26 protein-coding genes, 2 tRNA genes and 1 other RNA gene are annotated in these 24,877 nt (G+C 58.2%); 4 read left to right on the plus strand and 25 right to left on the minus strand.

The window, feature by feature from the left end; genetic code table 11:
* Nucleotides 1–3 precede the first annotated feature (3 nt).
* From lepB to ilvB, 15 genes are all read right to left on the minus strand, one after another.
* Nucleotides 4–531, minus strand: a complete 528-nt coding sequence (lepB, locus tag C8273_RS09095) for a signal peptidase I (RefSeq protein WP_106627412.1) — start codon at nt 529–531, stop codon at nt 4–6.
* 71 nt (nt 532–602) lie between these two features.
* Nucleotides 603–944 carry a 50S ribosomal protein L19 gene (gene rplS / locus C8273_RS09100; RefSeq protein ID WP_021685579.1) on the minus strand — a complete coding sequence of 114 codons (342 nt, stop codon included), beginning with the start codon at nt 942–944 and terminating at the stop codon, nt 603–605.
* A gap of 114 nt (nt 945–1,058) precedes the next feature.
* Nucleotides 1,059–2,861, minus strand: a complete 1,803-nt coding sequence (locus tag C8273_RS09105) for a GGDEF domain-containing protein (RefSeq protein WP_106627413.1) — start codon at nt 2,859–2,861, stop codon at nt 1,059–1,061.
* 57 nt (nt 2,862–2,918) lie between these two features.
* Complete coding sequence (aroB, locus tag C8273_RS09110) at nt 2,919–4,007, minus strand: 3-dehydroquinate synthase (protein WP_106627414.1); 1,089 nt, start codon at nt 4,005–4,007, stop codon at nt 2,919–2,921.
* A 1-nt stretch (nt 4,008) separates the two neighbouring features.
* On the minus strand, nt 4,009–4,530 hold the full coding sequence (locus tag C8273_RS09115) for a shikimate kinase (RefSeq protein ID WP_106627415.1): 522 nt from the start codon (nt 4,528–4,530) through the stop codon (nt 4,009–4,011).
* Nucleotides 4,527–5,696 (minus strand): chorismate synthase, encoded by a 1,170-nt coding sequence (gene aroC / locus C8273_RS09120; RefSeq protein ID WP_106627416.1) that lies wholly within the window; start codon nt 5,694–5,696, stop codon nt 4,527–4,529. Before aroC ends, C8273_RS09115 begins: the two co-directional genes overlap by 4 nt.
* A 167-nt stretch (nt 5,697–5,863) precedes the next feature.
* Nucleotides 5,864–6,406 (minus strand): type 4a pilus biogenesis protein PilO, encoded by a 543-nt coding sequence (pilO, locus tag C8273_RS09125; RefSeq protein ID WP_106627417.1) that lies wholly within the window; start codon nt 6,404–6,406, stop codon nt 5,864–5,866.
* 8 nt (nt 6,407–6,414) lie between these two features.
* Entirely contained in the window at nt 6,415–7,593 is a 1,179-nt protein-coding gene (locus tag C8273_RS09130; RefSeq protein WP_106627418.1) for a PilN domain-containing protein, read from the minus strand.
* On the minus strand, nt 7,571–8,059 hold the full coding sequence (locus C8273_RS09135; protein WP_106627419.1) for a hypothetical protein: 489 nt from the start codon (nt 8,057–8,059) through the stop codon (nt 7,571–7,573). The genes C8273_RS09130 and C8273_RS09135 overlap by 23 nt, the downstream gene beginning before the upstream one ends.
* Nucleotides 8,049–8,579, minus strand: a complete 531-nt coding sequence (locus C8273_RS09140) for a prepilin-type cleavage/methylation protein (RefSeq protein ID WP_106627420.1) — start codon at nt 8,577–8,579, stop codon at nt 8,049–8,051. The genes C8273_RS09135 and C8273_RS09140 overlap by 11 nt, the downstream gene beginning before the upstream one ends.
* Nucleotides 8,545–8,937: a hypothetical protein gene (locus C8273_RS09145; RefSeq protein ID WP_106627421.1), complete on the minus strand. Its 393-nt coding sequence runs from the start codon at nt 8,935–8,937 to the stop codon at nt 8,545–8,547. The genes C8273_RS09140 and C8273_RS09145 overlap by 35 nt, the downstream gene beginning before the upstream one ends.
* Nucleotides 8,927–9,436, minus strand: coding sequence for a prepilin-type cleavage/methylation domain-containing protein (locus C8273_RS09150; protein ID WP_106627422.1), 510 nt, complete (start codon nt 9,434–9,436; stop codon nt 8,927–8,929). Before C8273_RS09150 ends, C8273_RS09145 begins: the two co-directional genes overlap by 11 nt.
* Complete coding sequence (locus C8273_RS09155) at nt 9,436–9,999, minus strand: prepilin peptidase (RefSeq protein ID WP_106627423.1); 564 nt, start codon at nt 9,997–9,999, stop codon at nt 9,436–9,438. Before C8273_RS09155 ends, C8273_RS09150 begins: the two co-directional genes overlap by 1 nt.
* Nucleotides 10,000–10,013: 14 nt before the next feature.
* Nucleotides 10,014–10,454 (minus strand): competence type IV pilus major pilin ComGC, encoded by a 441-nt coding sequence (locus tag C8273_RS09160; protein ID WP_407695413.1) that lies wholly within the window; start codon nt 10,452–10,454, stop codon nt 10,014–10,016.
* Nucleotides 10,438–12,102: a biosynthetic-type acetolactate synthase large subunit gene (ilvB, locus tag C8273_RS09165; protein WP_106627425.1), complete on the minus strand. Its 1,665-nt coding sequence runs from the start codon at nt 12,100–12,102 to the stop codon at nt 10,438–10,440. The genes C8273_RS09160 and ilvB overlap by 17 nt, the downstream gene beginning before the upstream one ends.
* Before the next feature lie 433 nt (nt 12,103–12,535).
* On the opposite strand from ilvB, the gene C8273_RS09170 reads away from it, so the two are divergent.
* Both C8273_RS09170 and C8273_RS09175 read left to right on the plus strand, forming a co-directional pair.
* Nucleotides 12,536–14,695: a PTS transporter subunit IIABC gene (locus tag C8273_RS09170; RefSeq protein WP_106627669.1), complete on the plus strand. Its 2,160-nt coding sequence runs from the start codon at nt 12,536–12,538 to the stop codon at nt 14,693–14,695.
* 138 nt (nt 14,696–14,833) lie between these two features.
* Nucleotides 14,834–15,946 (plus strand): 5-methyltetrahydropteroyltriglutamate--homocysteine S-methyltransferase, encoded by a 1,113-nt coding sequence (locus tag C8273_RS09175; RefSeq protein WP_106627426.1) that lies wholly within the window; start codon nt 14,834–14,836, stop codon nt 15,944–15,946.
* Nucleotides 15,947–16,025: 79 nt separating this feature from the next.
* Here the strand turns inward: C8273_RS09175 and ttdB are convergent, their stop codons facing one another.
* The 3 genes from ttdB to C8273_RS09190 are packed head-to-tail and all read right to left on the minus strand — an operon-like array spanning nt 16,026 to nt 18,972.
* Nucleotides 16,026–16,637 (minus strand): L(+)-tartrate dehydratase subunit beta, encoded by a 612-nt coding sequence (gene ttdB / locus C8273_RS09180; RefSeq protein ID WP_106627427.1) that lies wholly within the window; start codon nt 16,635–16,637, stop codon nt 16,026–16,028.
* A complete protein-coding gene (gene ttdA, locus C8273_RS09185) occupies nt 16,637–17,536 on the minus strand; it encodes a L(+)-tartrate dehydratase subunit alpha (protein WP_106627428.1) in 900 nt (299 codons plus the stop codon). The genes ttdB and ttdA overlap by 1 nt, the downstream gene beginning before the upstream one ends.
* Before the next feature lie 35 nt (nt 17,537–17,571).
* Nucleotides 17,572–18,972: an anion permease gene (locus tag C8273_RS09190; protein ID WP_106627429.1), complete on the minus strand. Its 1,401-nt coding sequence runs from the start codon at nt 18,970–18,972 to the stop codon at nt 17,572–17,574.
* A 343-nt stretch (nt 18,973–19,315) separates the two neighbouring features.
* On the opposite strand from C8273_RS09190, the gene C8273_RS09200 reads away from it, so the two are divergent.
* Nucleotides 19,316–20,233, plus strand: coding sequence for a LysR family transcriptional regulator (locus C8273_RS09200; RefSeq protein ID WP_106627430.1), 918 nt, complete (start codon nt 19,316–19,318; stop codon nt 20,231–20,233).
* A 66-nt stretch (nt 20,234–20,299) separates the two neighbouring features.
* On the opposite strand, the gene C8273_RS09205 is transcribed toward C8273_RS09200, so the two are convergent.
* The 7 genes from C8273_RS09205 to dhaL form a co-directional block, all read right to left on the minus strand.
* Nucleotides 20,300–20,719, minus strand: a complete 420-nt coding sequence (locus C8273_RS09205) for a rhodanese-like domain-containing protein (RefSeq protein WP_106627431.1) — start codon at nt 20,717–20,719, stop codon at nt 20,300–20,302.
* A gap of 21 nt (nt 20,720–20,740) precedes the next feature.
* Nucleotides 20,741–21,145, minus strand: coding sequence for a rhodanese-like domain-containing protein (locus C8273_RS09210; protein ID WP_106627432.1), 405 nt, complete (start codon nt 21,143–21,145; stop codon nt 20,741–20,743).
* 39 nt (nt 21,146–21,184) lie between these two features.
* The gene (locus C8273_RS09215; protein WP_106627670.1) at nt 21,185–21,943 is read right to left on the minus strand and encodes a sulfite exporter TauE/SafE family protein; all 759 of its coding nucleotides are present in this window, start codon (nt 21,941–21,943) and stop codon (nt 21,185–21,187) included.
* A 79-nt stretch (nt 21,944–22,022) separates the two neighbouring features.
* A tRNA-Glu gene (locus tag C8273_RS09220) sits at nt 22,023–22,097 on the minus strand.
* A gap of 8 nt (nt 22,098–22,105) precedes the next feature.
* Nucleotides 22,106–22,180 (minus strand) — tRNA-Glu (locus C8273_RS09225).
* A 68-nt stretch (nt 22,181–22,248) separates the two neighbouring features.
* Nucleotides 22,249–23,721 (minus strand): glutamate--tRNA ligase, encoded by a 1,473-nt coding sequence (gltX, locus tag C8273_RS09230; protein WP_106627433.1) that lies wholly within the window; start codon nt 23,719–23,721, stop codon nt 22,249–22,251.
* A gap of 28 nt (nt 23,722–23,749) precedes the next feature.
* Nucleotides 23,750–24,373, minus strand: coding sequence for a dihydroxyacetone kinase subunit DhaL (dhaL, locus tag C8273_RS09235; RefSeq protein WP_199821064.1), 624 nt, complete (start codon nt 24,371–24,373; stop codon nt 23,750–23,752).
* 241 nt (nt 24,374–24,614) lie between these two features.
* Here dhaL and ssrS point away from each other — a divergent pair.
* Nucleotides 24,615–24,789, plus strand: a non-coding RNA gene (gene ssrS / locus C8273_RS09240) — 6S RNA.
* Nucleotides 24,790–24,877: the final 88 nt, after the last annotated feature.

A 24,877-nucleotide genomic window follows, 5' to 3' on the forward strand; every position in this document is an offset into this window, starting at 1 on the left:
CCATCAGAGTGTCTTATACTGCGAAATCGGCCAGAACACGAGGATCGCCTTGCCCTTGATGAGATCGTACGGCACAAAGCCGACATCGGCGAAGCGGCTGTCCTCGGAGTTGTTGCGGTTGTCACCCATGACGAAGATGCGCCCCTCGGGCACGGTCGACTTCGGATACTCGCTGCGCGTCTTTTCGAGGATGTAGTCCTCGGTCAGCAGCTGATCGTTGACGAGCACGCGCCCCTCGCGGATCTCAATCGTATCCCCGGGTGTCGCGATCACGCGCTTGATGAAGTCGCGGCTCGGGTCGCGCGGGTACTGAAAGACGAGGACTTCGCCCTTCTCCGGCGTGCGGAACCGGTAGATGAATTTATTGACGACGAGGCGCTCCTCCGACTCAAGCGTCGGGCGCATCGACGGACCGTCGACGACATAGAGCTCCACGATGAATGTACGGATGAACATGGCAAGCGCGACGGCTATGACGATGGATACAATCCAGTCCTTGATCTCCGACGCGGTTGACGTTTCTTTTTCCATAAAAACCTCCTCTCATACGGCGAATACAGCAAAAATAGGGACTGCCGCAGCAGTCCCTATCCATCGTACAATTAGCGCTTTTCCCGAATACGAGCCGCCTTGCCCGTGAGTCCGCGCAGATAGTAGAGCTTCGCACGGCGGACGATACCGCGGCGCGTCACCTCGATCTTGGCGATACGCGGGGAGTGCACGGGGAAGAGACGCTCCACGCCGACGCCTGATGCGATGCGGCGCACGGTGAAGGTCTCACGGACACCCGAACCCTGACGCGCGATGACAACGCCCTCGAACACCTGAATGCGCTCGCGCGTGCCCTCGACGATACGCGCATGGACGCGAACCGTATCGCCCGGTGCAAACTTCGGGATGTCGGAGCGAAGCTGCTCCTTCTCAAGGATCTCGATAATATTCATAGTTTTTCCTCCTTCGCTCGGACGTTCATAGCCGGCTCATGCCGCCCAGCGGACCATCCACACACATACCCAGTGACTATAGCATAAGACGGCACTCTATGCAAGAAAAATTTTTCAGCGATTCCAGAGCCCGCTGATGCCGTTTTCCACCCGCACCGTTTCAGCGGGCTTTTCCACCGTCTTCTGCCGTGGACGGCGCGGCGGCATATTCTTTTTCCAGTCCGGCTCACAGGTGATCTGATTGCGCCCGTTCTCCTTCGACTGATAGAGCGCCGTATCCGCGCGCTTCACCACGCGCTCCACCGTATCCTTTTCCGTTCCGTACCAGATCGCCACACCGCCGCTGCACGTCACGTGCGTCGACGGATGGATGTGTGCCTCGGCGACTGCCTCACGGATCGTATTTGCAAACGCCTCTGCCTCCGCTCCGTCGTAGTGGAGGCAGAGCAGGATGAACTCCTCGCCGCCCCAGCGGATGAGGATATGGCGGCGATCCAAAAAGCTGCTGATCGTCTGCGCAAATCCGACAAGCACCACATCGCCCACATCGTGTCCGTAGGTATCGTTGATGTTCTTGAAGTGGTCAATATCAAACATGATGAGCGCAAACGGTTCCTTGATCTCAAGCGAAATGCGCATAAAGTCACGCGTTGCCGACGGGAATTTATTGCGGTTGAACACGCCCGTGAGCGGATCAACCTCCATGCGCCGCGTCACTACAGAGACCTCGTTCTCAAGGCTTGCGGAAAGCTCTGCAAGATAGCGCTCATGCGCTGCGCGTTCCAGAATCAGCTGCACGATAAAGAAGCTGATCGTGTAGATACCAAACGGAACCAGATACGTGTGCCAGCTGAAGATGCGGTACTGGAACGCAAGACCGTCGATCACGGCAAGCCCCGAGAGCGTGCCAAATGCGATGAGCAGCGAGCGGCAGCGCAGATTTCCGCGCTCGTAGCACGACCAGAGCCAAGATGCGGTCACAAGCCCGCAGACGAAAAGAGCGGGATAGTAGAAGAACCGCATGAGATACAGCCCGTTCTGCCCTGCAATTTCAAGCAGAACAGCAAGGGCAATGATGAGTATGTATACGGAGGATATCCGAAGAATTTTCTTTTTATACGACTCATCGATCACACTATAGATCAATAGGTTTGCGGCAAGTGGGATCAGATAGGCAGAGATGATTTCCAGATTCCACCAGAACGCAGGAAAGTCCAGCCAGAGCTGGACGAGACTCGCCGCACTGAACATCCACACAAAGAATACCGCAAGGACAACAATCAGCCGCAGATAGATATCGCGCAGATCCTTCTCTGTAAAAAAGTAGACGCCAAGCAGCATGATGAAGATGATGAGTGCTGTAATGCCGCTGACATAGGGGAAATCATAGAGAAAGAGATCCTCGATCTGATGTGCCGGACGACTCAGCTGTATGCGGTCGAACTGCCCAAGCACCCAGATATTGTCCGAATGCAGCTGAATGTAAAGCTGCCGCCCGACCGCCCACGCGGGCAGATCAATGAGATGCCACTTCCGCCCGTAGGAGGCGGTATGCTGGTTGAGATCGCCATAGTGATAGATGGAGACACCGTCGAGGAAGATCTGCAGCGCTTGATCCCTCGTGAAGAAGAAGAGACTCTCGTCTACGCCCGTATCGGGCGGAATGTAGACGCGCACCCAGACATAGTGCGTTCCCTCGGGAACGGCGATGCCAAACTGGGGGTTGAACCGCCGCCATTGCCCCTCGTCCTTTGGAAAGGAGGGTACACTTTTTGCCGCCGATTCGGCGGAATCATACGTATTGGGCTTCCAATATTCCCATGTGAGCTGCGAGGTCTCAGCAAAAACTGGATGCCCCATGCAGACAAGCAAAGCGAACAGAAGTACCTGCACGAATGCGCACCGTCTGCAGTTCATGCACCACCACCTCCTCTCAAAATTATTCGTTGAAAAATGAAGTATTCTTAAATAGATTTAGGAGGAAAGACCCAACAATGTTTGACGTACAATCTCCTCCGGCACGTCGCTGCACACCGTAACACGACCAATCGCCTGAGCAAGCACCCAATGAATGCGACCGCCCACGGTTTTCTTATCATGAAAGAGATCCTCGTACATGGCATCCGCCGTCACACCCTTGGCAGAAAGAGGCAGCCCCATCGCGCGGATGAGTTCCTTCGTACGCACGCACTCCGTCTCCGCGAGCAGCCCCAGCCGCACACTGATGTCTGCAGCCCCTGCCATGCCGATTGCGACCGCCTCGCCGTGGCGATAGCGCTCATAGTGCGTTTCCTTTTCAATCGCATGCGCAATCGTATGACCAAAGTTCAGGATGCGGCGCAGCCCACCCTCACGCTCGTCCTGCCGCACAACATCCGCCTTGATCTCGCAGGAGCGTGCAATCGTGTGCGCCGTCGCAGCGGGTTCCAGTGCGAGCACATCCATGCGGTGCTCTTCGAGCCATGCAAAAAAATCCGCATCGTAGATGATGCCATACTTGATGATCTCTCCAAGTCCTGTGGCGATCTCACGCGCCGGTAATGTCTTTAGAACATCCAGCTCCATAAAGACGGCGTCGGGCTGATAGAAGGCACCGATGAGATTCTTCCCGAGCGGATGATTGACCGCAACCTTCCCGCCGACGCTCGAGTCCACCTGCGCAAGGAGGCTCGTCGGCAGCTGGATGAAGGGGACGCCGCGCATATAGGTCGCCGCAGCGAATCCGGCAAGATCGCCCACCACGCCGCCGCCGAGTGCAAAGATCGGCGAGCGCCGATCCAGCCCCAGCTCAATCGCGCGTGTGTAGATAACATTCGCCTGCGCAAGGCTCTTGGAACGCTCCCCTGCCGGAACCTGCACGATCTCTGTCTGCACGCCCGCACGGTCAAGGATCTCTGCAATCCGCACCGCACAGAGCGGTCCAACATTCGTATCGGTAACAATCATGCCACGTGCGGAATATCCTGCCGCACGCACAAACGAAGTGATCTCCTCCGCAAGTCCGCTGCCAATCGTGATCGTATAGCTGCGTGCCCCGAGATCAACGTTCACCCTCTGCATCATATTACTTTCTCCAAATCCGCGTTGCCTGTACGATATACTCCGCGATCTCAAGCGGGGATCGTCCCGTCGTATCGACGGTGAGATCCGCCCCCTCGTAGAGACCGCTCCGCTCCTTCAGCAGCTGCGCAATCGCTGCACGGCGGTCGCCCGCGTCAGCATTGTCGAGAACGGGACGTGCTCCGTACGCAGCGGTGCGCGCAAGGATGGTATCAATGTCAGCGATAAGTGCCACGAGGATCCCATTTTGCCGCAGCAGTGCCACGTTCTCCGGATCTTTGACCGTGCCGCCGCCCGTTGCGATGACGAGACGCGTACGCCCTGCCGCATCGTGCACGGCTTCCTTTTCCCGTGCGCGAAAGTACGGCTCACCGTGTTTCGCAAACATTGCAGGGATGCTCATACCGCAGCGTTCCTCGATCTTCTTGTCGAGATCGTGAAACGAACAGCCAAGACGCGCGGCAAGCAGACGGCCGACACTCGTCTTGCCCGTCCCCATAAAGCCGATCAGCACCACATTTTTCATGGCGTACCCCAGCGCTGTTCGAGGCGTGCACGGTAGACAGCAAGCGACGCCCTCAGATCTGTCATCGAATCCGCGTGGAACTGGCTGCAAAGTGCATCTGCAAGGACGTAGGAGACCATTGCTTCCCCGACAACAGAGGCAGCGGGTACGGCGCAGACATCACTGCGCTCCTTGCTTGCCGAGACCTCCTTGCCCGTGGCAAGGTCAACGGTCTTCAGCGGTGCCATCAGCGTCGGAATGGGCTTCATTGCCGCACGCACGACGAGCGGCTCACCATTGGTCATGCCGCCCTCAAGTCCGCCCGCACGATTCGTCCTGCGATAGGGCTGTCCGTCCTCACCCATATAGATCTCATCGTGTATCGCGCTGCCCGGCAGATGCGCACACGCAAAGCCGGCGCCGATCTCCACGCCCTTGATCGCCTGAATGGACATGAGCGCCCCCGCGAGTTTTCCATCGAGGCGGCGATCCCACTGCGTATGGGAGCCAAGTCCAATGGGCAGACCGCGCACGACAATCTCGAAAACGCCGCCAAGCGTATCGCCCGCCGCCTTTGCCTCGTCAATACGCGCCTTGATGCGCTCCTCTGCGCTCGGATCGCAGCAGTTCAGATCACTGCTGTTCGTCACGCCGATGGCCTCCGCGCGGATTGCCGCAGGATCAACACCCACGCCGCCGATCTCCGTCACATGGGAGGCGACAGTCACACCGACGGCGGCAAGCAGCTGACGGCAGACAGCCCCCACCGCAACGCGCATCGTCGTCTCTCGCGCGCTTGAGCGCTCAAGAATATCGCGCGCGTCCTGCCGGTCATATTTGAGGACACCCGTGAGATCGGCGTGCCCCGGCCGTACGGCCGTCACCTTCGATCCCGACGGGCTGCCAAAGGGATCCATGCGATCCGTCCAGCTCACAAAGTCACGGTTGACGACCTGCAGTGTGATGGGGGAGCCCAGCGTCTCACCAAACCGCATTCCCGACAGCACAAGGGCACGATCCGTCTCGATCTTCATGCGGTCACCGCGCCCATAGCCGCACTGACGGCGTGCAAGCTGTGCATCAATCATCTCACGCGTGAGCCGCAGCCCTGCAGGAACTCCGTCGAGAATCGCCGTCAATGCTGCACCGTGCGACTCTCCGCCCGTAACAAAACGCAGCCCACTCATGTAATTTCCTCCCCATAGCACACGCATAATGATTTCAAAAAGATAGGAACCACGGATCCTTTGCTTTCGTCCCCGCGCACATATCTTACCAGCTTAATTCGCTGTATACGCATCTTTTCCTGCAAACCATTTCCGATTACGCCTCCAATCGTTCAGCGGATCGGACCTCATTCCGCTCCATCCGCCGCGCGTGCCGCGATTTTGACGAGAAGCACGCACTGCAGCGCATCGCCCTCTGCTTCGAACGAAAAATTGCCAAATGCTACGCAGCGCTCCCCTTCCTGCACAGCATGCAGAAAGGACAGAACGTCGAAGTAATTGCCGCGAAAGCGCAGTTCAATCGGCTGAATCAGCGTTCCGTTTACCATTTCCGCCGCACGCGGAGCAAAGCCCTCCATGACCAAGCCGCTGCGCACGGCAAGACGCTCCATGGCATACATGAATGCGCCCTGTTCAACGTCCTCCGGCAGCGCCTCCATGAGGTGTGCATGCCGCGCACGCAGCTTTTCCTCTGCATGCGCATCTCTCAGCAAGAGCTGCTGATATTCTGCAATGCGCGCATTCTGCGCCAGCAGTGCGCCCCGCTCCGCCGATGCCGCCATCCGCTCCGCCGCAAAAAGCGGCGCGAGCACAAGGACATAGAGGAGAAGCAGCCCCAGTGCCCAGAGCAGGGCGAGTTCCATGCGTTCCCGCTGTGAAAGCTGTCGCATCACGCCTCCTACCATGTACTGTGCAGGGTAAACCGTATCTGCTTCCGTCCATTCACAGACACTTGCTCCGCGTGTTCCAGCGTCACCTCTGACGGAAAAAACGAGTCCGCCTCCAACGCCCCTATGAGCCCCGCAAGCACCTCATAGTTTATGGCTTCCCCCTCAATGCGGAGGTCATGCTCCTCTGCCCGCAGTCCCGAGATACGCACGCCCTCCGCCGTCATGGCGCCGAGGTGAACAAGCAGTGCACGCAGAGGGTGCGACTCCGTCATAAATTCCGCCAAAGCCTGCTCGCGCTGCGACGCATCACTGCCCAGCAGGGAGAATGCCTCCATGCGCACCCGCTCGGATTCCCGTTGTGCCAACTCCTCTGCCGCATGATCGCGTGCCTCACAGGCGATCCAGCAGGCCGTGAGATCAGCGGACACCCCCGCCAGAAAGAGTGCTGTTGCGAGTACACCAATGCACATTGCCGCATGCGAGCGCATCCGTACAAGGAGGGGTTGATCTGCGCTCCAGTAGAGATGCACAGGTGCCGATGGACGCACGAGCAACCCTGCGTAGACGGCGGAAAGAACTCCGCCTGCATCGGGCTCCTCCGTCTCCCACGATGCGAATGGATCGTGCGCCGCCTCGATCTCTGCCGCGAGTATACCGCCATGCGGCGGACAGACCGTTAGTCTGCGCAGGTGCAGCGCCTGCGCGGCAAAGGCAGAAAAATATGCCCGTATCCGCTCCTCCTCCATGCGCGCCGTCCAATAGCGCTGCGGTACCGTGTGGGGCAGAGCCGTGCAGCAGAGCCGCATGGTGTCGGAGAGCACCTCCCCCGCTTCATCCGCCTCCGCACGCAGACTCCAAAGCAGGGCACCGCGCAGCTCCTCCCCCGCAAGCAGAACCGGAAGTTCCCGTTCGCAAATCTCCGCCTCGGTCACAGGGAGCGCCAGCGCGAGCGGCAGCCTCTCCCAGTCCGCCCGCACGAGCTGCGTTCGTACAAAGGAGGCGAAGGCAGACGCATCCGCACAGTCCGGACAGGATTCCTCCGCAGTATGCAGCTCCACCGTCTTCCATGCGCCGCCCGCTTCCTCATCGGCGCACATACGCACAAGGACAAGTCCCTGCGCAGAGGGACTGAGTCCGACTGCCTCACGCACCGCCCACGGCACGCTAAAACCAGCGCCGCCAAACATAGCGGTCTCCCTTCTTCTGCATGCGGGCACGAACCGTCTTTGCCCGCATCCACGGCTCTCCGTCCGAAACGCGCGGCGAGCCCTCCTCGATCGAATCATACGCAACGGCAACTAATTCAATCGTATCCTTGGGCGGCTCCTCTTCCCTCGGCGTATGAACAAAAACATGGAGTTCGATGTCCTCGCCCACAGGAATCATATCCACGCCAGCCTCTCGATCGACATTCTTATACACATCCGGCTTCGGCAGCGAACCAAAGGCATCGGCAGACTGCTCAATCCTTGCAGCTGCTGTCTCAACGCCACTCTCGGCAGCGAGACGCAGCTGCATTTCACGCTCATACTCTGCGGCAACACTGCCGCCGCTGCGGACGAGCTGTGCCGCAGAAAGCCCCAGCAGCAGCACGGCCGTCAGCACACAAAGACCGACCGCAGAGATGGAACCGCGCTCATCATTACGTGCCATCCATATCCTCCCGCAGATAGACGGCGGTTGCAAGATGATACGTACGCCCCGTCACCATGCTGACCCCCGACATCTCGACATGATAGAGACGCGGTGCACGCGGGTCGGGCTGCACAGAGAACGACGTGATATGCACGCCCGCTCCCGAAAAGGCACCCGTCATTGGAAACGAAGCATTATTATAGACCAACTGTCCCCCCGTGAGCCAGTATTTGTCGCGTGGTTGCCCGCTGTCCGCAGAGCCTGTATTGGCGTTTTGCGCCATTTCATAAATACCCCGCTGACGCTCTCGGATCTGATCGGACAACAGCGCTGACTCTACAATGCGTGCCGCCGCAATCTGCATCTCCTGACACAGTTCGGCATCCGCAATCTCATGCTGATAACTGCGCCACCCCCACGCAAAGACAAAGGCAAGAACGGTCAGCAGCAGCACGAAGATCGGCAAACTGACGGCGAGCTCCGTCAACAGGAGCCCACGCTCATCAAGGTGTACTTGTCGGTTCCACCGTGCGCACATGCTGTCTCAGCCTCCGTACGTATTCCGTCTGCGCCCTGCGTCCCAGAATCTGCCACGAAATACGCATGCGTACATCGTAAAACTCTGCTGCACGTACAACCTCCGTCTCAACGTGATAGGAGATACGGTTCGAGGAAACCTCTGCCGTCCCCCCCGCAGGCGGAGTCCCTTGATCCAGCGCCGCCTCCATCGCAGAAAGCTGCGCCCGTGCAAGCAGGGCGGCCTCCATACGTGCTGCCGCGTGTTCTCTCAGCAGCGCAGTCCGCGCAAAGATACCGACGGCGGCAACCGTCGCGAGAACGATCATGCCGAGTGCGACGGCCTCAAGGAGAACCCAGCCCGCCTCATCACTCCTCATGTTTTACGCCTCGCTGCAGACGAATCCGCGCCGCGCGGTCGATCACGACGCGCAGTGCATCCTCCTTATACCCCTCGGCATAGACAAGGATCGTCATATTGTGGCTCCACTTCTCCGAGAGTTCTCCATTGCGATGAAAGACCACGCGCGTATTTTTCAGTGTCATCTGCTCAAAGCGCACGAGCGGCAGCGGATGGTGTATGTGCAGCGTCTCCCCAAAGGGGCGGTTCAGAACATAGCCTCCATCTTCGAAGCGGAGGCGCGGCACACGTTCCCACCCACGGCGATCCTGATACATATTGAGCGGCATTGCCGTCGTGCGGCTGATCGCCTGGATCCGCCGCAGCTCTCCAATGAGGCACATCGCCTCATACTGCGTTGCCGCGCGCGCATACAGAGAAATTGCGTGCGGAAGCCCCACAGCGAGCAGAACCGCAAGTGCGGAGATGGCAAGCAGTACATTCAACAGTGCAAGCCCGCGCATCCCGACGGTACGCATCAAAATGTCCCCCAGTAGAGCTGCCAGAGCCGCGCTCCTGCCACGAATCCGACATAGCCCCCCACAGCGAGAAATGGGCCGAACGGGAGTGCATCCTGCCGCCTCCTGCGCCGTGTGATGAGCAGCAGAGCCGCTGCCATACCGCCCAGCAGAAACGCGATCCAAACGGCGATGATGGCAGCTTCCCACCCAAGCCATAGACCGAGTCCTGCGGCAAGCTTCACATCACCGCCGCCAAGCCCGCCGCGCGCAGCGATATACAGGCAATAAAATAAGACGCCGCAAAGCGTCCCGCCAATGAGCGCATCCTCCACAGGCATCAAAAATCCGAGCAGAGAGAACAAGGCACCCGCTGCCGCGAACGGCAGGGTAATCACGTCGTAGAGAAAACCATCCCGCAGGTCAAGATATGAGAGCCACAGAAGAACCGCTGCAAAGATGCTGCCGCAGAAGCTGCGCGGATTGATACCGACGAGAGCGAGCAGCCCCGCCACAGCCATGATCCATAACAGCACAAGCAGAATGAGGAAACGGCGTGCGGGAAAAAGCGCCGCCTCCTGCATAATGCGTTCCTCCCCTACTTTGCGGACTGCTTGGTACGAAAATCCTCTGCCGTATGCCCATCACAGGTGGCACGTACCGTCTTGGCTGTCCCCTCGCCTTTTTCCTGGATCTCATAGGACTTACCGTCCATGGGTATTTCCTGATCACCAACACGAACATTGCCCGATGGGGGCTTGAGCTTTGTGACATCGGTTACATATTCCGCCAAATCCTCAAGCTTCGTTGGTTTCTGTCCCTTTGCCGTCTGATAGAGGACAATCGCCGTATCGAGCGCCGTAAGATCCGCCTGTACTTTCACCGTATTCGCCGTTGTAATGGCAGATGTAAAGCGCGGCACGGCAATCGAGAGGATCACCGCGAGGATCATTACGGCAAGCAGCGTAGAGAGCAGGGAAAAGCCCCGTTGGCTGCGCCTGCTGCGGCGCAGAGATGTGCATTTACTTAAAGTCGACAAACTCATCAATGCGCGCACCGCCCTTTGCCATCGGCTCCACGAAACTGCGCCACACATCCATCACAATGACACGCGGGTGCGTGCGATCCTCCAGCGCATTTTTGAATGCCGCCGCGAACTCCTCCTGCGTTGAGACACGCACCGCCTTGATGCCAAAGCACTCCACATATTTCACATAATCCATCTCGTGATCGAGTTCACAGGCGATGTAGCGCTCATCGTAGAGCACCTTCTGCAGCTGACGGATCATGCCAAGACTGCGATTGTTCACAAGAATCGAGATAACGGGCAGCCCGAGACGCGCAATCGTGTAGAACTCATTGCCCGTCATCTTGATGCCGCCATCCCCCGCAATGTGAATCACACGGCGGCGGTCGCCCCATGCTACCTGTGCCCCCATCGCCGCCGGCAGCCCGTAGCCCATCGTGCCGAGACCGCCTGAGGTCAGCCACGTCCGGGGCTCCTCGACGCGCAGGTGGAGCGCCGCCCACATCTGGTGCTGTCCGACATCCGTCGCATAAGCATACGCCTTCCCCGTCGTACTCTGCGCCACCTGATGCAGCGCCCAAGGCACCGTCAGACGACCGACGTGGTAGTCGTAGTCATACTCCTCCTGCCACGAGCGGATCTGCTCCCACCATGCGGCAAGATCCCCCTTGGGTGACTGGCGCATGAGAAGCCCCAGAATCGTCCGCATATCGCCGGCAAGACCGAGACTGTTCTCAATGTTCTTATCGATCTCAGCTGGATCGATGTCAATGTGGATGAACTTGCGGTTCGCCGTGTACTTGCTGAGATTGCCCGTCTGGCGGTCAGCAAAACGACTGCCGAGCGCAATGACGAGGTCGGCAGCGCCAATGGCATAGTTCGCCGCCTTTTCCCCGTGCATCCCCGCAAACCCAAGCATCTGCGGATGCGTACTCGGCACAGCGCCCATGCCCATGAGCGTATGCACCACGGGCAGATGATATTTTTCGATGAACGCCGTGACCTCGGCCGACGTACCCGCCGAAATCACGCCGCCGCCCACAATGACGAGCGGACGCTCTGCGGATACGATCTCCGCCGCCGCCTCTGCCGCACAGATCATGAAGTCCGCATCGGGCTTGCCCGGTGTGCGCACCTGCGGCTCCTCACGCGTATAAGAAATCTCCTCGAAGAAGAGATTGCGCGGCACATCAAGGAGTACAGGACCCGGACGGCCGCTGCGTGCAAGATCGAACGCCTCACGGATCGTCGGTACAAGATCCGCCGCATTCTTTACCTTATAGTTGTGCTTTGTCACGGGCATCGTCACGTCAAGGATGTCCGTCTCCTGAAAGGCGTCACGGCCGAGCATGGCGATATCCACCTGCCCCGTGATCGCGACCATTGGAATCGAGTCCATATACGCCGTCGCAAGCCCCGTCACGAGATTCGTCGCGCCCGGTCCCGACGTAGCGATGCAGACACCGACACGCCCCGTCGCCCGCGCATAGCCGTCCGCCGCATGCGCGGCATTCTGCTCATGCGTCACGAGAATCTGATGCACAGCATCTTGCCCATAGAGTGCATCATAAAGAGGCAGGATCATCCCGCCGGGGTAGCCGAACAAAGTATCAACGCCCTGCTCCTGCAGACACGCCAGAACAGCTTCCGCACCTCTCATACACACACTCCTCAACTTCACGAAACAATGATAGAAATATTATAGCATACGTAAGACAACTATAGCAAGCTGTGTACTTTGCCAATTTCCCGATTTTTTCGACCGACATCTCCGACACGGTGCGGTCACAGCGAGCGGAAGTTTTTCCTTCAGCACATTGAGAATGATTTTTTCGCATGCCTGCTCATAGCCTTCTTCGATTTTTGCTTTTTCAACAAGTTGCTGAACAGATCTTATTTTTCACAGACCATTCTCCCCTTTACACCCCATCCCCATCTAATGTATAATTATCGTGTATGATTTTATAGTTTCCGCACTTTATCACGACAGGCATCGGCAAGAGTTTCACCGGCACTTTCGGATGCTTTTTCTGCATCGCCCAAAGGGGAGGGCGGACGGCGCGATGAAGGCGGAGGGGGAAAGGGGTTACGTTATGAAAGATGAAATCTTTAGTGTGCTCCAACGCGTCGGGCGCAGCTTCATGCTGCCGGTCGCGATCCTGCCGATTGCAGGTATCCTGCTCGGCATCGGCGCGTCGTTCACGAACCCGACGACGATCGAGACGTACGGTCTCGGCGGTGTCCTCGGTGCGGGCACTGCGCTGCACTCACTGCTCTCGATCATGGCGAGTGCAGGCAGCACGATCTTCGGCAATCTGCCGATCATCTTCGCGGTCGGTGTCGCCATCGGCATGGCAAAGGCAGAGAAGGAGGTCGCGGCACTCTCGGCGATGATCGCCTTCTTCGTCATGCACACCGCCTGCAACGCGATGCTGAAAATCGGCGGACAGATCCTGCCGGACGGTTCGATTGCACCGACGGTCCTCGAAGGCACGATTGCCGCCTCCTGCGGCATCATGTCATTCCAGATGGGCGTGTTCGGCGGCATCATCGTCGGTATCGGCGTGGCGTGGCTGCACAACAAGTATCATAAGATCGTTCTGCCGAATGCACTCTCCTTCTTCGGCGGTTCGCGCTTCGTCCCCATCATCTCGACGATTGTCTTCCTCTTTGTCGGCATCGCGATGTACTTCCTCTGGCCGCTTGCACAGCAGGGCATCTTCGCTCTCGGCGGACTTGTCACGGGTACGGGCTACATTGGCACGCTGATCTTTGGCATCGTCAAGCGTGCGCTCATCCCGTTCGGTCTGCACCACGTCTTCTACCTGCCGTTCTGGCAGACGGGCGTCGGCGGCTCAATGATGATCGACGGTCAGCTCATCCAGGGCGGTCAGAACATCTTCTTTGCACAGCTCGCCTCCCCGAACGTCGCACATTTCAGTGCGGACGCGACGCGGTATTTCTCGGGCGAGTTCATCTTTATGATCTTCGGTCTGCCGGGTGCGGCACTCGCAATGTACCACTGCGCACGTCCTGAGAAAAAGGCGGTCGCGCGCGGACTTCTGCTCTCGGCGGCGCTCACCTGTATGCTCACGGGCATCACGGAGCCGATCGAGTTCTCGTTCCTCTTCGTGGCTCCCGCACTCTTTGCGGTGCAGGTCGCACTTGCGGGCGCGGCATACATGATCGCGCACATGCTGAACATCGCCGTAGGCCTCACGTTCTCGGGCGGTCTGCTGGACTTCTTTATCTTTGGTATCCTTCAGGGTGAGGCAAAGACAAGCTGGATGTATGTCATCCCCGTCGGCGTAATCTACTTCTTCCTCTACTATTTCATCTTCCGCTGGATGATTCAGCACTTCAACTTCAAGACGCCGGGGCGCGAGGATGATGACGAGGAAACGAAGCTCTACACCAAGGCAGACTACAAGGCGCGCGAGGGTGCGGGCGGCGCTTCCTCTGACGGGGCTTCAGGCGACGCAAAGAGTGCGGCGATTGCGCGCGGGCTTGGCAGCAAGCGCAACATCACGTCCGTCGACTGCTGTGCAACGCGTCTGCGCTGCTCCGTGGCGGACTCCTCACTCGTGAATGAAAAGCTGCTCAAGGCAACGGGCGCGGTCGGCGTGATCGTCAAGGGTACGGGCGTGCAGGTCATCTACGGACCGCAGGTCGCCGTTATCAAGTCGAATCTCGAAACCTATCTGGAGACGGCTCCTGATGTCGAGCCGGAGGACGATGCGCCTGCCACAGCGCCTACCGAGGAAAAACCGGCAGCGGAGGCAAAGACAGCAGCTCCCACAGGCGAGGGACGCACACTTTGCAGCCCCGTCACGGGCACGGTGCATCCGATTACGGAGGCGCCCGATGAGGCGTTTGCGAGCAAGATGATGGGCGACGGCTTCTTCATCTACCCGAGCAAAGGCGAGGTGCTGGCGCCCGACGATGGCGAGGTGGTCTTTGTCTTTGACACGAAGCACGCCATCGGCATGAAGAGCGCGGACGGCACAGAGTACCTGCTCCACATTGGCGTGGACACGGTCGCGCTCGGCGGCAAGGGCTTCAACGTCTTTGTCGAGTCGGGGCAGCAGGTCAAGAAGGGCGACAAGCTCATGGAGTTCGACATCGACTACATTCGTGAGAATGCGAAATCCGATGCCTGCCTTGTGATCTTCACAGGACTGCCCGAGGGCACGAGCATCAAGATGACCGCCACGGGCGAGGTCACGGCGCTCGATCCGGTCGCGAAGGTCTGATATCTAAATTTCCACCAAAAAGCAGCTTGTTTTCGGGCAAGCTGCTTTTTGGTGGTATTTGTGACTTGAGAAACATTTCCAAAGCGGAATTCTGTGTTATAATAACGCAAATACAATGACACAATAGGAGGTTTTTCAATGAATAATACAAAGGCACCGTTCCGCTATGATATTGTCGGGAGTTTCCTGCGCCCCGCCGCGCTCATGAAGATGCGCGAAGCATTTGCAAGCGGGAATGCCACAGCTGAGGAACTGCGCCAGGCAGGGGACGCAGCGATCCGCGACCTCGTCGCAAAGGAGAATGAGGTCGGGCTCTGTGCGGTCACGGACGGGGAGTTCCGTCGCCGCTACTGGCACCTCGACTTTCTCGCGGCACTCGGCGGCGTGGAGGAGGTCGGCGCTGCGCATTGGTCGGTCGCATTCAAGGGCGCACAGCCAAAGGCGGCGACGGTAAAAATCGTGGACAAGGTGGACTTCGGCTCGCATCCGTTCCTCGATCACTTCCGGTTTTTGAAGGATTGCGCGGGAGATGCCATCGCAAAGATGACGATCCCCTCGCCCAGTATGCTGCACCTCATCTGCTGCGTGCGCGCGACGGACTACGCGCCGATTGCGCGCTACGAGAATGAAGATGCGCTCTTTGAGGACATTGCACGCGCCTATCAGAAGGCAATCCGGGCTTTCTACGAGGCGGGCTGCCGCTATCTGCAGCTCGACGACACGTCCTGGGGTGAGTTCTGCGATCCGGAGAAGCGTGCGGCATACGAGGCGCGCGGCTTCGACCTCGACCGCATCGAACGTGCCTATGTTGCGATGATCAACCGCGCACTGGAGGCAAAGCCCGCGGACATGACGATCACCATGCATATCTGCCGCGGCAATTTCCGCTCGACATGGTTCTCCTCCGGCGGCTATGAGCCCGTCGCAGAGATTCTCTTCGGCGGCTGCAAGGTTGACGGCTTCTTTCTCGAATACGACTCTGACCGCGCGGGTGGATTCGCACCGCTCGATCACATCAAGGATCAGCGTGTCGTGCTCGGACTTGTCACCTCGAAGTCGGGCGCACTCGAAAAGAGGGAGGATATCATCGCACGCATCCATGAGGCGGAAAAGCACGTTCCGCTCGATCAGCTCTGCCTCAGCCCGCAGTGCGGTTTCTCCTCAACCGAGGAGGGCAACATCCTGACGGAGGAGGAGCAGTGGAACAAGCTGCGCTTCATCAAAGAGGTCGCGGAATCGGTTTGGAAATAGAAACCTTCATCGTGTAAAGTGCAAAACGGCGACGCATCAGTCATCTCGACCGATGCGTCGCTGTTTTTTCTATGCGTATTTACTTGATAAACCCAACCTGCTTGCAGATCTCCGCGCACGCTTTTTCCTTGCGTTCGTTGAAGATCACCTTGTTCTCCTCGAAGATGTTGCGCCCGTGACTGTCGATGGAGACGATGAGGGGACCAAACTCCTTCACCTTGCATGTCCAGAGAGTCTCCGGCATGCCGAGGTCGAGCCAATTCGCAGCGACAATCTCCTCGACGCATTCGGCGGCGACAACGGCGCAGCCCGCCGGGAATACACAGTGGAGCGCCTTGTGGTCGCGGCACCCGCGCATCGTGCCGTCCTTCATGCCGCCCTTGCCGATGATCAGGCGCACGCCCGTTTCCGCGATGAACGCCTCCTCAAATTTCTCCATACGCATACTGGTCGTGGGACCGACCGTGACCATCTCATACTTTCCCTCGCTATGCTTGCGGATGATCGGTCCTGCGTGGAGAATCGCGCCGTCCTTTACGTCGACGGGGAGTTTTCGTCCCTCCTCAATGACGCGGCGATGCGCCACGTCGCGGCAGGTTGTAAGGTATCCCGTGAGGTAGATCACGTCACCGACGTTGATGTCCGCGAGATCTTCGGGCTGAATCGGGGTTGTCAGAACTTTCTTCTCCATCAGAAATCCACCTCCGCGTGTGAGAGAATCCTATAGTCGAGGTTCCTGTCAAAGACGATGTGTCCGCGCCTGTGTGACCAGCAGCCGACGTTCACGGCGACGCCGATCACAGACGGATGGCGCGCGCTGTTCTCGATGTTGACACCGAGCACGGAGTGCTTCCCCATCAGTCCCTGCGGTCCGAGGCCGATGGCGTTGATGCCGTCCTCGAGCAGCTGCTCCATCTTGGCGGCGCGCGGGTTCGGATTATGCGAGCCGATCGGGCGCATGAGCGCCTTCTTCGAATGGAGTGCCGCGACCTCGACCGATGTGCCGACACCGACGCCGACGAGGAGCGGCGGGCAGGCGTTCAACCCGTAGCTCGTCATGACATCGAGAACGAAGCGCGTCACGCCCTCGTAGCCCTCGCCCGGCATGAGCACCATCGCCTTGCCCGGCAGCGTACAACCGCCGCCCGCCATGTACGTATGGATCTCGATGTCGTCACGCTCGGGCACGATCTCCCAGAAAATCGAGGGAATCTGCTTGCCGACGTTCTTGCCTGTGTTGAACTCGTCAAACGTCTCCACGGCGTTGTGACGCAACGGTGCATCCACCGTCGCCTGCACGACCGCTGCGTGCAGGATCTCCTCCATCTCAGCCATGTACGGAAAGTTCGACCCGCATTTGAGAAAGAATTGCGCTGCACCCGTGTCCTGACAGCTCGGGCGGTTCAGCTTCACCGCAAGTTCCTGATTCCTTTCCATCGTTTCATAGATGGACTTTGCAAGAGGAGCGTCCTCCTGCGCGGCGAGTTCCGCGATCTTTGCGCGCACATCGTCCGGCAGACGCTTGCCCGTGTACGCCACGAACTTTGCGAGCACATCCGTCATGCGCGCAGAGGCTTCCGCTTTCGTCATAGAAATCTCTCCTTTATCCTAATATCAATACACAGTTACCAAATCCCGAGGATCTTCCACCAGACGGAGCCGATGCCGATCCATATAATGATGTTGATGACGGAGCAGACGAAGCCCAGCTTCCACCACTGCCCCTGCGTCACATAGCCCGCACCGAAGTAGATGGGTGCTGAACCCGTGGAGTAGTGTGTCAGCCCCGCCATGAGGTTCGAGAGGAAGGCGAGCCCAAGTGCCGCAAGATAGGGAGGTGCGCCCGCCGCAACGGCAACGGCGAGAAATGCCGCGTACATCGCCGTCGCATGCCCCGACAGACTCGCAAAGCCATAGTGACTGTAGAGATAGACAAGGAAGAGAATGCCGAGAGTCAGCCCCCATGAGACGCCCGTCATCGCCCCCGTAACGCTTGCTGCGAACCACGGGATGAAGCCGATCTTGTTCAGTGCACCCGCGAGGCTCACAATGCCGCCCATCCACATCATACCGTCCCACGCGCCCTTTTCCCCCAGCACATCCTCCCATGTGAGGACATCCGTGAGGAGCATCGCCGTCACACCGAGGAGGGCGGCAATGGTCGCGTTCACGCCCGTGTAGCCCGACGTACTCCAGAGGAGGAGCGCACCGACAAAGATGCCGCAGATGATTTTCTCATCCCGCGTCATTGCGCCCATCTCCGTGAGTTTTTCGCGCGCAAGTGACTGTGCCTCGGGCGTCCTCTGAATCTCGGGCGGATAGAGCTTGTAGAGCACATAGGGCAGAACGATCATCGAGAGCAGGACGGGCACGATGCCCGCCATCGCCCAGAGCCCCCACGAGATCTCAAGCCCTGCCGTATCCCGTGCGAGCTCCGCCATCAGAGGATTCGGTGCGCACGCCGTCAGAAAGGCGGCGGCGATCGGCGCATCCACTTGAAACGACACGACGAGGAGGAATGCGCCGATCTTGCGTGCCGTCGCCCCCGGCTCCGAGCCGAAGACCGAAGCGAGGCTGCGCACAATGGGAAAGAGAATCCCGCCCGAACGTGCCGTGTTCGACGGCGTTGCAGGCGCGATAATAAAATCACTCAGAACGAGGGTGTAGGCAAGTTTCAGGCTGCTCGACCCGAATTTCAAAATGAGATAATATGCTATCCGCCGCCCCAGCCCCGTCTTGATAAAGCCCTGCGCGAACAAAAACGCCGACACGATCAGCCAGATCACCGTATTGCTGAAGCCCGCCAGCGCCTCTGCCGGCTTGATCGTATTCGTCAGTGCTGCAAACGTGATTGCCGCGAGCGCGACCGTCCCGAGCGGGAATGGCTGTAAAATAAAGCCGAGGATTGTGCCCGCGAAGATTGCGAACAGATGCCAAGCTGCCGGTGTCAGCCCCTCGGGCACTGGCAGGAACCAGAGGACGGCGATTAGTCCCGCCGTCAGAAAACATCGTACTCCCTTGCTCAAAAGAGTCCCCTCCCGTGATGATAATACACATTGTTTTAAGGAAGCACTGATAAATTCAGCACCGCCATCTTGACGTATCTTTTTTGCCCGCACTTCGTCGGCAAATCCTCCACATAGCTTTAGCTATGCGTCCGGTTTGCCTCCTTGTTCGGACGAAAAAATCTGCGCCAATCTGACGGACTTCATTTTATCAGCGATTCCTTAAGCGTTTATGCGCCCATTCATCCGAGAGAGTCTGCGCAGACCCTTTACTTATTTTGCATTATACGCTATCCTTCCTTATAAGTCGAATACGTAAATTCCTATTCTCTCTATAGGAAAATAGTTATAAGGAGATAGCTTTATGGAGTTCCGACAGTTTCGCTACATTTTGAAAATCGCCGAGGAGGGTACGCTCTCGCTCGCCGCGAAAAAACTCTACATCTCACAGCCGTCGCTCTCGCAGTTGCTCGCCGCGCAGGAGAAGAAGATCGGTGCGCCTCTCTTTGACCGCGGCGGCGCACGCCTCACGCCGACCGCCGTCGGCAGGCTCTACCTCGAAACGGCGCGCTCCATCATCGCGCTCGACGAGGCGTTTCATCAGCAGGTGGATGACTGCGTGCACGGCGCGGCGGGCGACGTGACACTCGGACTCACTCAGTTTCGCAGCACACATCTCCTCGCGCCCATGCTCCCCGCCTTTCGCGCGAAGTATCCGAAGATCACACTGCATCTGCGCGAGAACACAACCTATCGCCTCGAAGAACTTGCCGAGGCTGGAGAAACGGACTGCATCATCTCGTTGCTGCCGATCAATGAGCACCGCTTTGACTATGATGTACTCTTCGAGGAGCGGCTCCTGCTCGCTCTCCCGCCCGCGCATCCCATGTGCACGACACTCGGACTTGTCCCCGGTGCGCGCAAAAACATGCCCAAGGTGTCGCTCGACGCGCTCCGCGAAACACCATTTCTACTGATGCACCGTGAGCAGAAACTCCACGATACGCTCTTCTCTCTCTGCGAGGCGGCGGGCTTCCTGCCTCAGATCACGCTCGAAACGCGCAGCATGAACACGGCGCACGCACTTGCGGGTGCGGGACTGGGTGCAGCGATCCTTCCCGAGACGCTGATTGCCGCCGCGCCGCCCGCGCATCCCCCCTGCTACGCCGCCATCGAGGGGGAGCCGCACCGCACAATCATCCTCGCCCGCGCAAAGAAGCGTTACCTGCCGCGCGCTGTCAATATTTTCCGCGAGGAGCTGCAGGCGTTCTGTGCGAAGTGAACACGAAAAAAGATTGCTGCAGGAAGCTTTTTACTTCGTACAACAATCTTCATTTATCGGTAGTGATTATTTCACGACATCTCCGTGCCAGTCCTTGATGCCGCCCATCTCGACGATGTTCGTGTAGCCCATGTCGGCGAGTTTCTGCGCCGCCTGCTGGCTGCGTGCACCGCTGCGGCAGTAGACGAAGATCTTCTGCGCCTTGTCGGGCAGCTCCTTCGGCGGTGTGGTGTTGATCGACTCATTCGGGATATTGATCGCGTGCGGGATGTGACCGCCCGCGAACTCTCCCGATGTCCGCACATCGACGATCAGATAGCCCTGCTCCGCCGCCATCATCTTTGCCGCCTCATCCGAGGTCACGCGCTGAAATGCTGCCATACTCTGCTCCTTTCCTCCGTTTGTCTCGGAAGACTGTGCACTGCCGCAGCCGCAGAGTCCCAATGTTAAAACGCTCAAACAAAGAAATATAAATAATTTACGCATAGATTCACCTCATCAAACAAATTACTTCACAACCTCCCCATGCCAGTCCTGAATCCCGCCCATTTCCACGATGTTCTTATAGCCCATGTGGGCAAGGCGGTTGGCGACGTTCATACTACGAACCCCCTTGACACAGTAGACGAAGATCATCTGGTTTCGGTCGAGCAGTTCTTGGGGAGGACTCTCCCCGATGCTGTCCATCGGTATGTTGATCGCGTTTGGGATATGCCCCTTGGCGAACTCCTCCGGGCTGCGCACGTCGAGAATCAAATAGTTCTGTTCGCGCTGCATGAGCACCTGCGCCTCATCGGCGGTAATGCGCCGATACTTCGCCTGATCCTTTCGTTCCTCCACGGTATCCCCCGCACAGCCGGCGATGGTAAAGCCCATCACAATGAGCAGCAGCATCGCCAAGATCTTCCCCATAAAAATTCCCCCAAACTCTCTCTGCCGCGCAGCAGCAATCTATCGAAAGAACACCATAATCATACCACCGATCGTCGGCAGCGCGACAATCCAGAAACGCAGCACAGGGAGCGGCGCAAGATGCGTCAGCTTCGCTCCGAAGAATGACCCAACGGAAAGCGCGACAAGTGTCTGAATAAAGAGCCACGGCTCGAGCTGCCCGTAGAGAATGTAGCCGATTCCGCCGCTGATCGAGATCGGCACAATGATCATCATCGTCGTTCCGATTGCCTGTAGAAGCGGCACGCCGAATACGACCATGAGCGCGATCTGAATGTACGCTGCAGAACCGATGCCGAACGCTCCCGAGAGGACGCCGCAGAGGAAGCCGACAGGCAGCCCGTAGAGGTAGAGCCGCCGCCCCGTCAAGAGTTCCTCCCGCACAGAAATCTGCCGCCCGAGCCACTCCGCCTGATAGATGCGCAGGTAGAGGAGAGAGGCACTTGAGAGCAGCATGATCCCTGTAAAGAGGCTCAGATGCGGCGCCTCAATGTGGTTCGAGAGAACGGCACCAATGAGTGCTCCAACGAGTCCGCCCGTACCGAGCACCGTACCCGTCAGCGGAACGACCTCGCGCTCACGGTAGTGACTGATCGCGCCCGAAAGCGTGGTGAACGCCATCGAGCCGAGCGCGACGGCAAGCGCCTGATGGATCGGAACGCCAAAGCCCACGACGAGCAGCGTGATGATAACGCCGCTGCCGCCCGCCCCGACAAAGCCAATGAGCCCTCCCATAAACAGCATAGACAGAAACAGCATCGCAATCTCCAAACAAGGAGGACAGTCCCCGCCTCCATAAACACAAAAGGAGCTGCATAGCAGCCCCTATCTATTACGATGGTGACGCCTATGGGATTCGAACCCATGAACCCGCCGTGAGAGGGCGGTGTCTTAACCACTTGACGAAGGCGCCGATGAAATTGGTGACGCCTATGGGATTCGAACCCATGAACCCGCCGTGAGAGGGCGGTGTCTTAACCACTTGACGAAGGCGCCACTATGTCAACAGGAGATACTATATCATGGAATTCAAAAAAACGCAAGTATTTTTTTGCAGGACATTCCTACGCCGATAGCTGTGCAAGCGCTTCCTTAAGACGCGCGAGTCCAGCCTCCCTGCCAAGGATGGCAAGGATCTCCGTCGCACCGCCCGGCGTCACTGCCTGCCCCGCCGCAGCGATGCGCAGGATCCACATGACGGTGCCCTTCTTCCACCCCTCGCGCTCAATGCACTCTTCGAGCAGCGCATAGAGAAGATCGTTCTCCCAGCGCTCTGCGGGCAGTGCCGCGAGGATCGTGATGAGTTCGGGCAGAAGCTGCTTTGCCGCCTCCGGCGTGACCTTGTTGCGCTTATTCTCATAAAGCGCGGCGTCAAATGGCGGCGGCTCAATGAGAAATGCAATCGCCGGCCGCACATCGGAGAGCTTGGTGACGCGCGTGCGCAGGAGGCGCGCAATCGTCGCCCACTGCTCCTCGATGTGTGCGGGCAGTTCCCCCGCATAGGGGCGTGCGGCGGCAGCAAAATCCGCATCCGACATCGCCTTGAAATACTCCCCGCACATCCAGCCGAGCTTGTCGTAGTCGAAAACGGCGGGCGACTTCGAGAGCCCCTCAAGCGAGAACGATTCGATCAGCTCGTCCATCGAGAATATTTCCTGATTCGTCGTCTTCGGGTTCCAGCCGAGAAGTGCCACATAGTTGACAATCGCCTCGGCGGGATAGCCCATCTTCACGAGATCGTCAAAGCTCGTTGCCCCGTGCCGCTTGGAGAGTTTGCTCGTTTTGCCCGTCGCGTCATCACGTCCCATGACAGGAGCGAGATGGACGAACACAGGTGCCTCCCAGCCGAACGCCTCATAGAGAAGGACGTGCTTCGGCGTCGATGTGATGAACTCCGTCCCTCGGATGATGTGGGATACCTTCATGAGGTGATCGTCAACGACATTTGCAAAGTTATACGTCGGCATGCCGTCGCGCTTCAAAAGAACCTGATCCTCAAGCTCCGTATTCGGGATCGTGACATTTCCATGAAGAACATCGTAGAACGTCGTCTCGCCGACAAGCGGCATCTTCTGACGGATGACATACGCCTCGCCGCGCGCAAGATGTTCCTCCACCTCAGCGGCGCTAAGCTCACGGCACGTGCGCGGGTAGCCTCCGAACGACTTCTCCGCGTCCGTCTCCGGCTCCTCCGTATGGCTGCAGAAGCAGCGATAGGCGTGCCCGCTCGCAACAAGCTGCTCTGCGTATTTCTTATAGATATCCATACGCTCGCTTTGGACGTATGGTCCATAGTCGCCGCCAATATCATCCGGTCCCTCGTCCGGCACAATGCCCGCCGCATCGAGCGTACGGCGGATAAAGTCCACCGCATCCGCGACGTAGCGATTGCGGTCGGTATCCTCAATCCGCAGGATGAACGTCCCATCATTGGCACGCGCAAACAGATAGGCATAGAGTGCCGTGCGCAGGTTGCCGATGTGCATATAGCCCGTCGGACTCGGTGCAAAACGTGTGCGAATCTCCGTAGTTGTCAACGTTGTTTCCCCCAAACTCCAAGTTGTCTCAGCCGCGCAGATAGCTGCAGAGTGCGCGGAACATGATGAGCGAGCTCATCGCGCCCGGATCCTCGATGCCGATGCTGCGCGCTCCAATGAGCGCCGCTCTCCCCCGCCGCGCTGCAATCGTCTTTGTGTACTCTGCGCCCGCACGCCCCGCATTCAGTGCATCCTCAAGGCATTCGCGCAGACTCTTGCCGTCCGCATTCTCTGCACGGAACGCATCGCGAATCGGAATGAGGGTATCCAGCATTGTCTTGTCGCCGCGCACGGCACGCCCGCGCCGCTGAATCGCGTCGATCCCCGCCGTGAAGAGTTTCTCGAAGCTGTATACATCGAGCCGTGTCTTGTCATTGACCGCCTCGCCCGCACGCACAAAGGCGATCCCGTAGAGAGGACCTGCCGCACCGCCGACATTCTCGATGAATGCGCGTCCAATGTGGTGGAGCACTTCCCCGACGGGCGCGTCCGCAGGCAGCTCGGCGAGGCGTTCCTCTGCCGCCGTAAACCCACGCGCCATGTTCAGACCGTGATCCCCATCTCCGGTCTTTGCGTCCACCGCTGTAAGGTAGTCCTTCTGCGCCATAATTGCGGTGATGACCGCATTCACCGCATCCCGAACATTTGCCATCTCATCGCACCAACTTTCCATGTAATTGAATAATTCCGTATTCTCATGGATATTATAGCACGGCTTTTTCCAGAGGAAAAGAGGCTTCCTATATTTCTGATGAAGTTTTCCGAAAAGACAGATTTCAAGAGGGTTGCTGAATGTATTCGTACTTCCTCCAATCGTTTGAACAAATTTCGTTTCCATTGTTTGTCAAGTCTTGCGGTGTATTTTTTTTTATGATATCATAATGGACAAGAAGGTGAGCCTTAGGTGTGCGTATGCCTTAGCAATGTCTAACCTACAGATCTTTTAGGGAATCCGAATTGATTCCGGTGAAAGCGATGCACCTCGGTGAACGCGGCAGCCGGACTTAGGGTACCCACCTGCTTTACGCAGGTATAGACATATAAGTCATACGGCATTTCAGACCCCTCTCTTGTGGTCAGAGTGAAACTGCCCGCGCGGCGGCTTTGTTCTGACCTTTTTTGTGTGCAGTTCATAGCGCCGCGGCGGCAGGATTTT

Origin of the sequence: Candidatus Centipeda massiliensis (assembly GCF_900290285.1) — a bacterium.
Lineage (GTDB): Bacteria > Bacillota > Negativicutes > Selenomonadales > Selenomonadaceae > Centipeda > Centipeda massiliensis.

Coding starts and splice junctions, on each gene's coding strand:
- C8273_RS09170 (WP_106627669.1), top strand. CDS start 12,536: ATGAAAGATGAAATCTTTAGTGTGCTCCAACGCGTCGGGCGCAGCTTC.
- C8273_RS09210 (WP_106627432.1), bottom strand. CDS start 21,145: ATGGGGAAGATCTTGGCGATGCTGCTGCTCATTGTGATGGGCTTTACC.
- pilO (WP_106627417.1), bottom strand. CDS start 6,406: ATGCGACAGCTTTCACAGCGGGAACGCATGGAACTCGCCCTGCTCTGG.
- dhaL (WP_199821064.1), bottom strand. CDS start 24,373: ATGGCAAATGTTCGGGATGCGGTGAATGCGGTCATCACCGCAATTATG.
- aroB (WP_106627414.1), bottom strand. CDS start 4,007: ATGATGCAGAGGGTGAACGTTGATCTCGGGGCACGCAGCTATACGATC.
- C8273_RS09155 (WP_106627423.1), bottom strand. CDS start 9,999: ATGCAGGAGGCGGCGCTTTTTCCCGCACGCCGTTTCCTCATTCTGCTT.
- ttdB (WP_106627427.1), bottom strand. CDS start 16,637: ATGGAGAAGAAAGTTCTGACAACCCCGATTCAGCCCGAAGATCTCGCG.
- C8273_RS09200 (WP_106627430.1), top strand. CDS start 19,316: ATGGAGTTCCGACAGTTTCGCTACATTTTGAAAATCGCCGAGGAGGGT.
- rplS (WP_021685579.1), bottom strand. CDS start 944: ATGAATATTATCGAGATCCTTGAGAAGGAGCAGCTTCGCTCCGACATC.
- aroC (WP_106627416.1), bottom strand. CDS start 5,696: ATGAGTGGGCTGCGTTTTGTTACGGGCGGAGAGTCGCACGGTGCAGCA.
- C8273_RS09215 (WP_106627670.1), bottom strand. CDS start 21,943: ATGCTGTTTCTGTCTATGCTGTTTATGGGAGGGCTCATTGGCTTTGTC.
- C8273_RS09205 (WP_106627431.1), bottom strand. CDS start 20,719: ATGCGTAAATTATTTATATTTCTTTGTTTGAGCGTTTTAACATTGGGA.
- C8273_RS09105 (WP_106627413.1), bottom strand. CDS start 2,861: ATGAACTGCAGACGGTGCGCATTCGTGCAGGTACTTCTGTTCGCTTTG.
- C8273_RS09135 (WP_106627419.1), bottom strand. CDS start 8,059: ATGGCACGTAATGATGAGCGCGGTTCCATCTCTGCGGTCGGTCTTTGT.
- C8273_RS09115 (WP_106627415.1), bottom strand. CDS start 4,530: ATGAAAAATGTGGTGCTGATCGGCTTTATGGGGACGGGCAAGACGAGT.
- C8273_RS09130 (WP_106627418.1), bottom strand. CDS start 7,593: ATGTTTGGCGGCGCTGGTTTTAGCGTGCCGTGGGCGGTGCGTGAGGCA.
- lepB (WP_106627412.1), bottom strand. CDS start 531: ATGGAAAAAGAAACGTCAACCGCGTCGGAGATCAAGGACTGGATTGTA.
- C8273_RS09145 (WP_106627421.1), bottom strand. CDS start 8,937: ATGAGGAGTGATGAGGCGGGCTGGGTTCTCCTTGAGGCCGTCGCACTC.
- ttdA (WP_106627428.1), bottom strand. CDS start 17,536: ATGACGAAAGCGGAAGCCTCTGCGCGCATGACGGATGTGCTCGCAAAG.
- C8273_RS09140 (WP_106627420.1), bottom strand. CDS start 8,579: ATGTGCGCACGGTGGAACCGACAAGTACACCTTGATGAGCGTGGGCTC.
- C8273_RS09150 (WP_106627422.1), bottom strand. CDS start 9,436: ATGCGTACCGTCGGGATGCGCGGGCTTGCACTGTTGAATGTACTGCTT.
- ilvB (WP_106627425.1), bottom strand. CDS start 12,102: ATGAGAGGTGCGGAAGCTGTTCTGGCGTGTCTGCAGGAGCAGGGCGTT.
- C8273_RS09175 (WP_106627426.1), top strand. CDS start 14,834: ATGAATAATACAAAGGCACCGTTCCGCTATGATATTGTCGGGAGTTTC.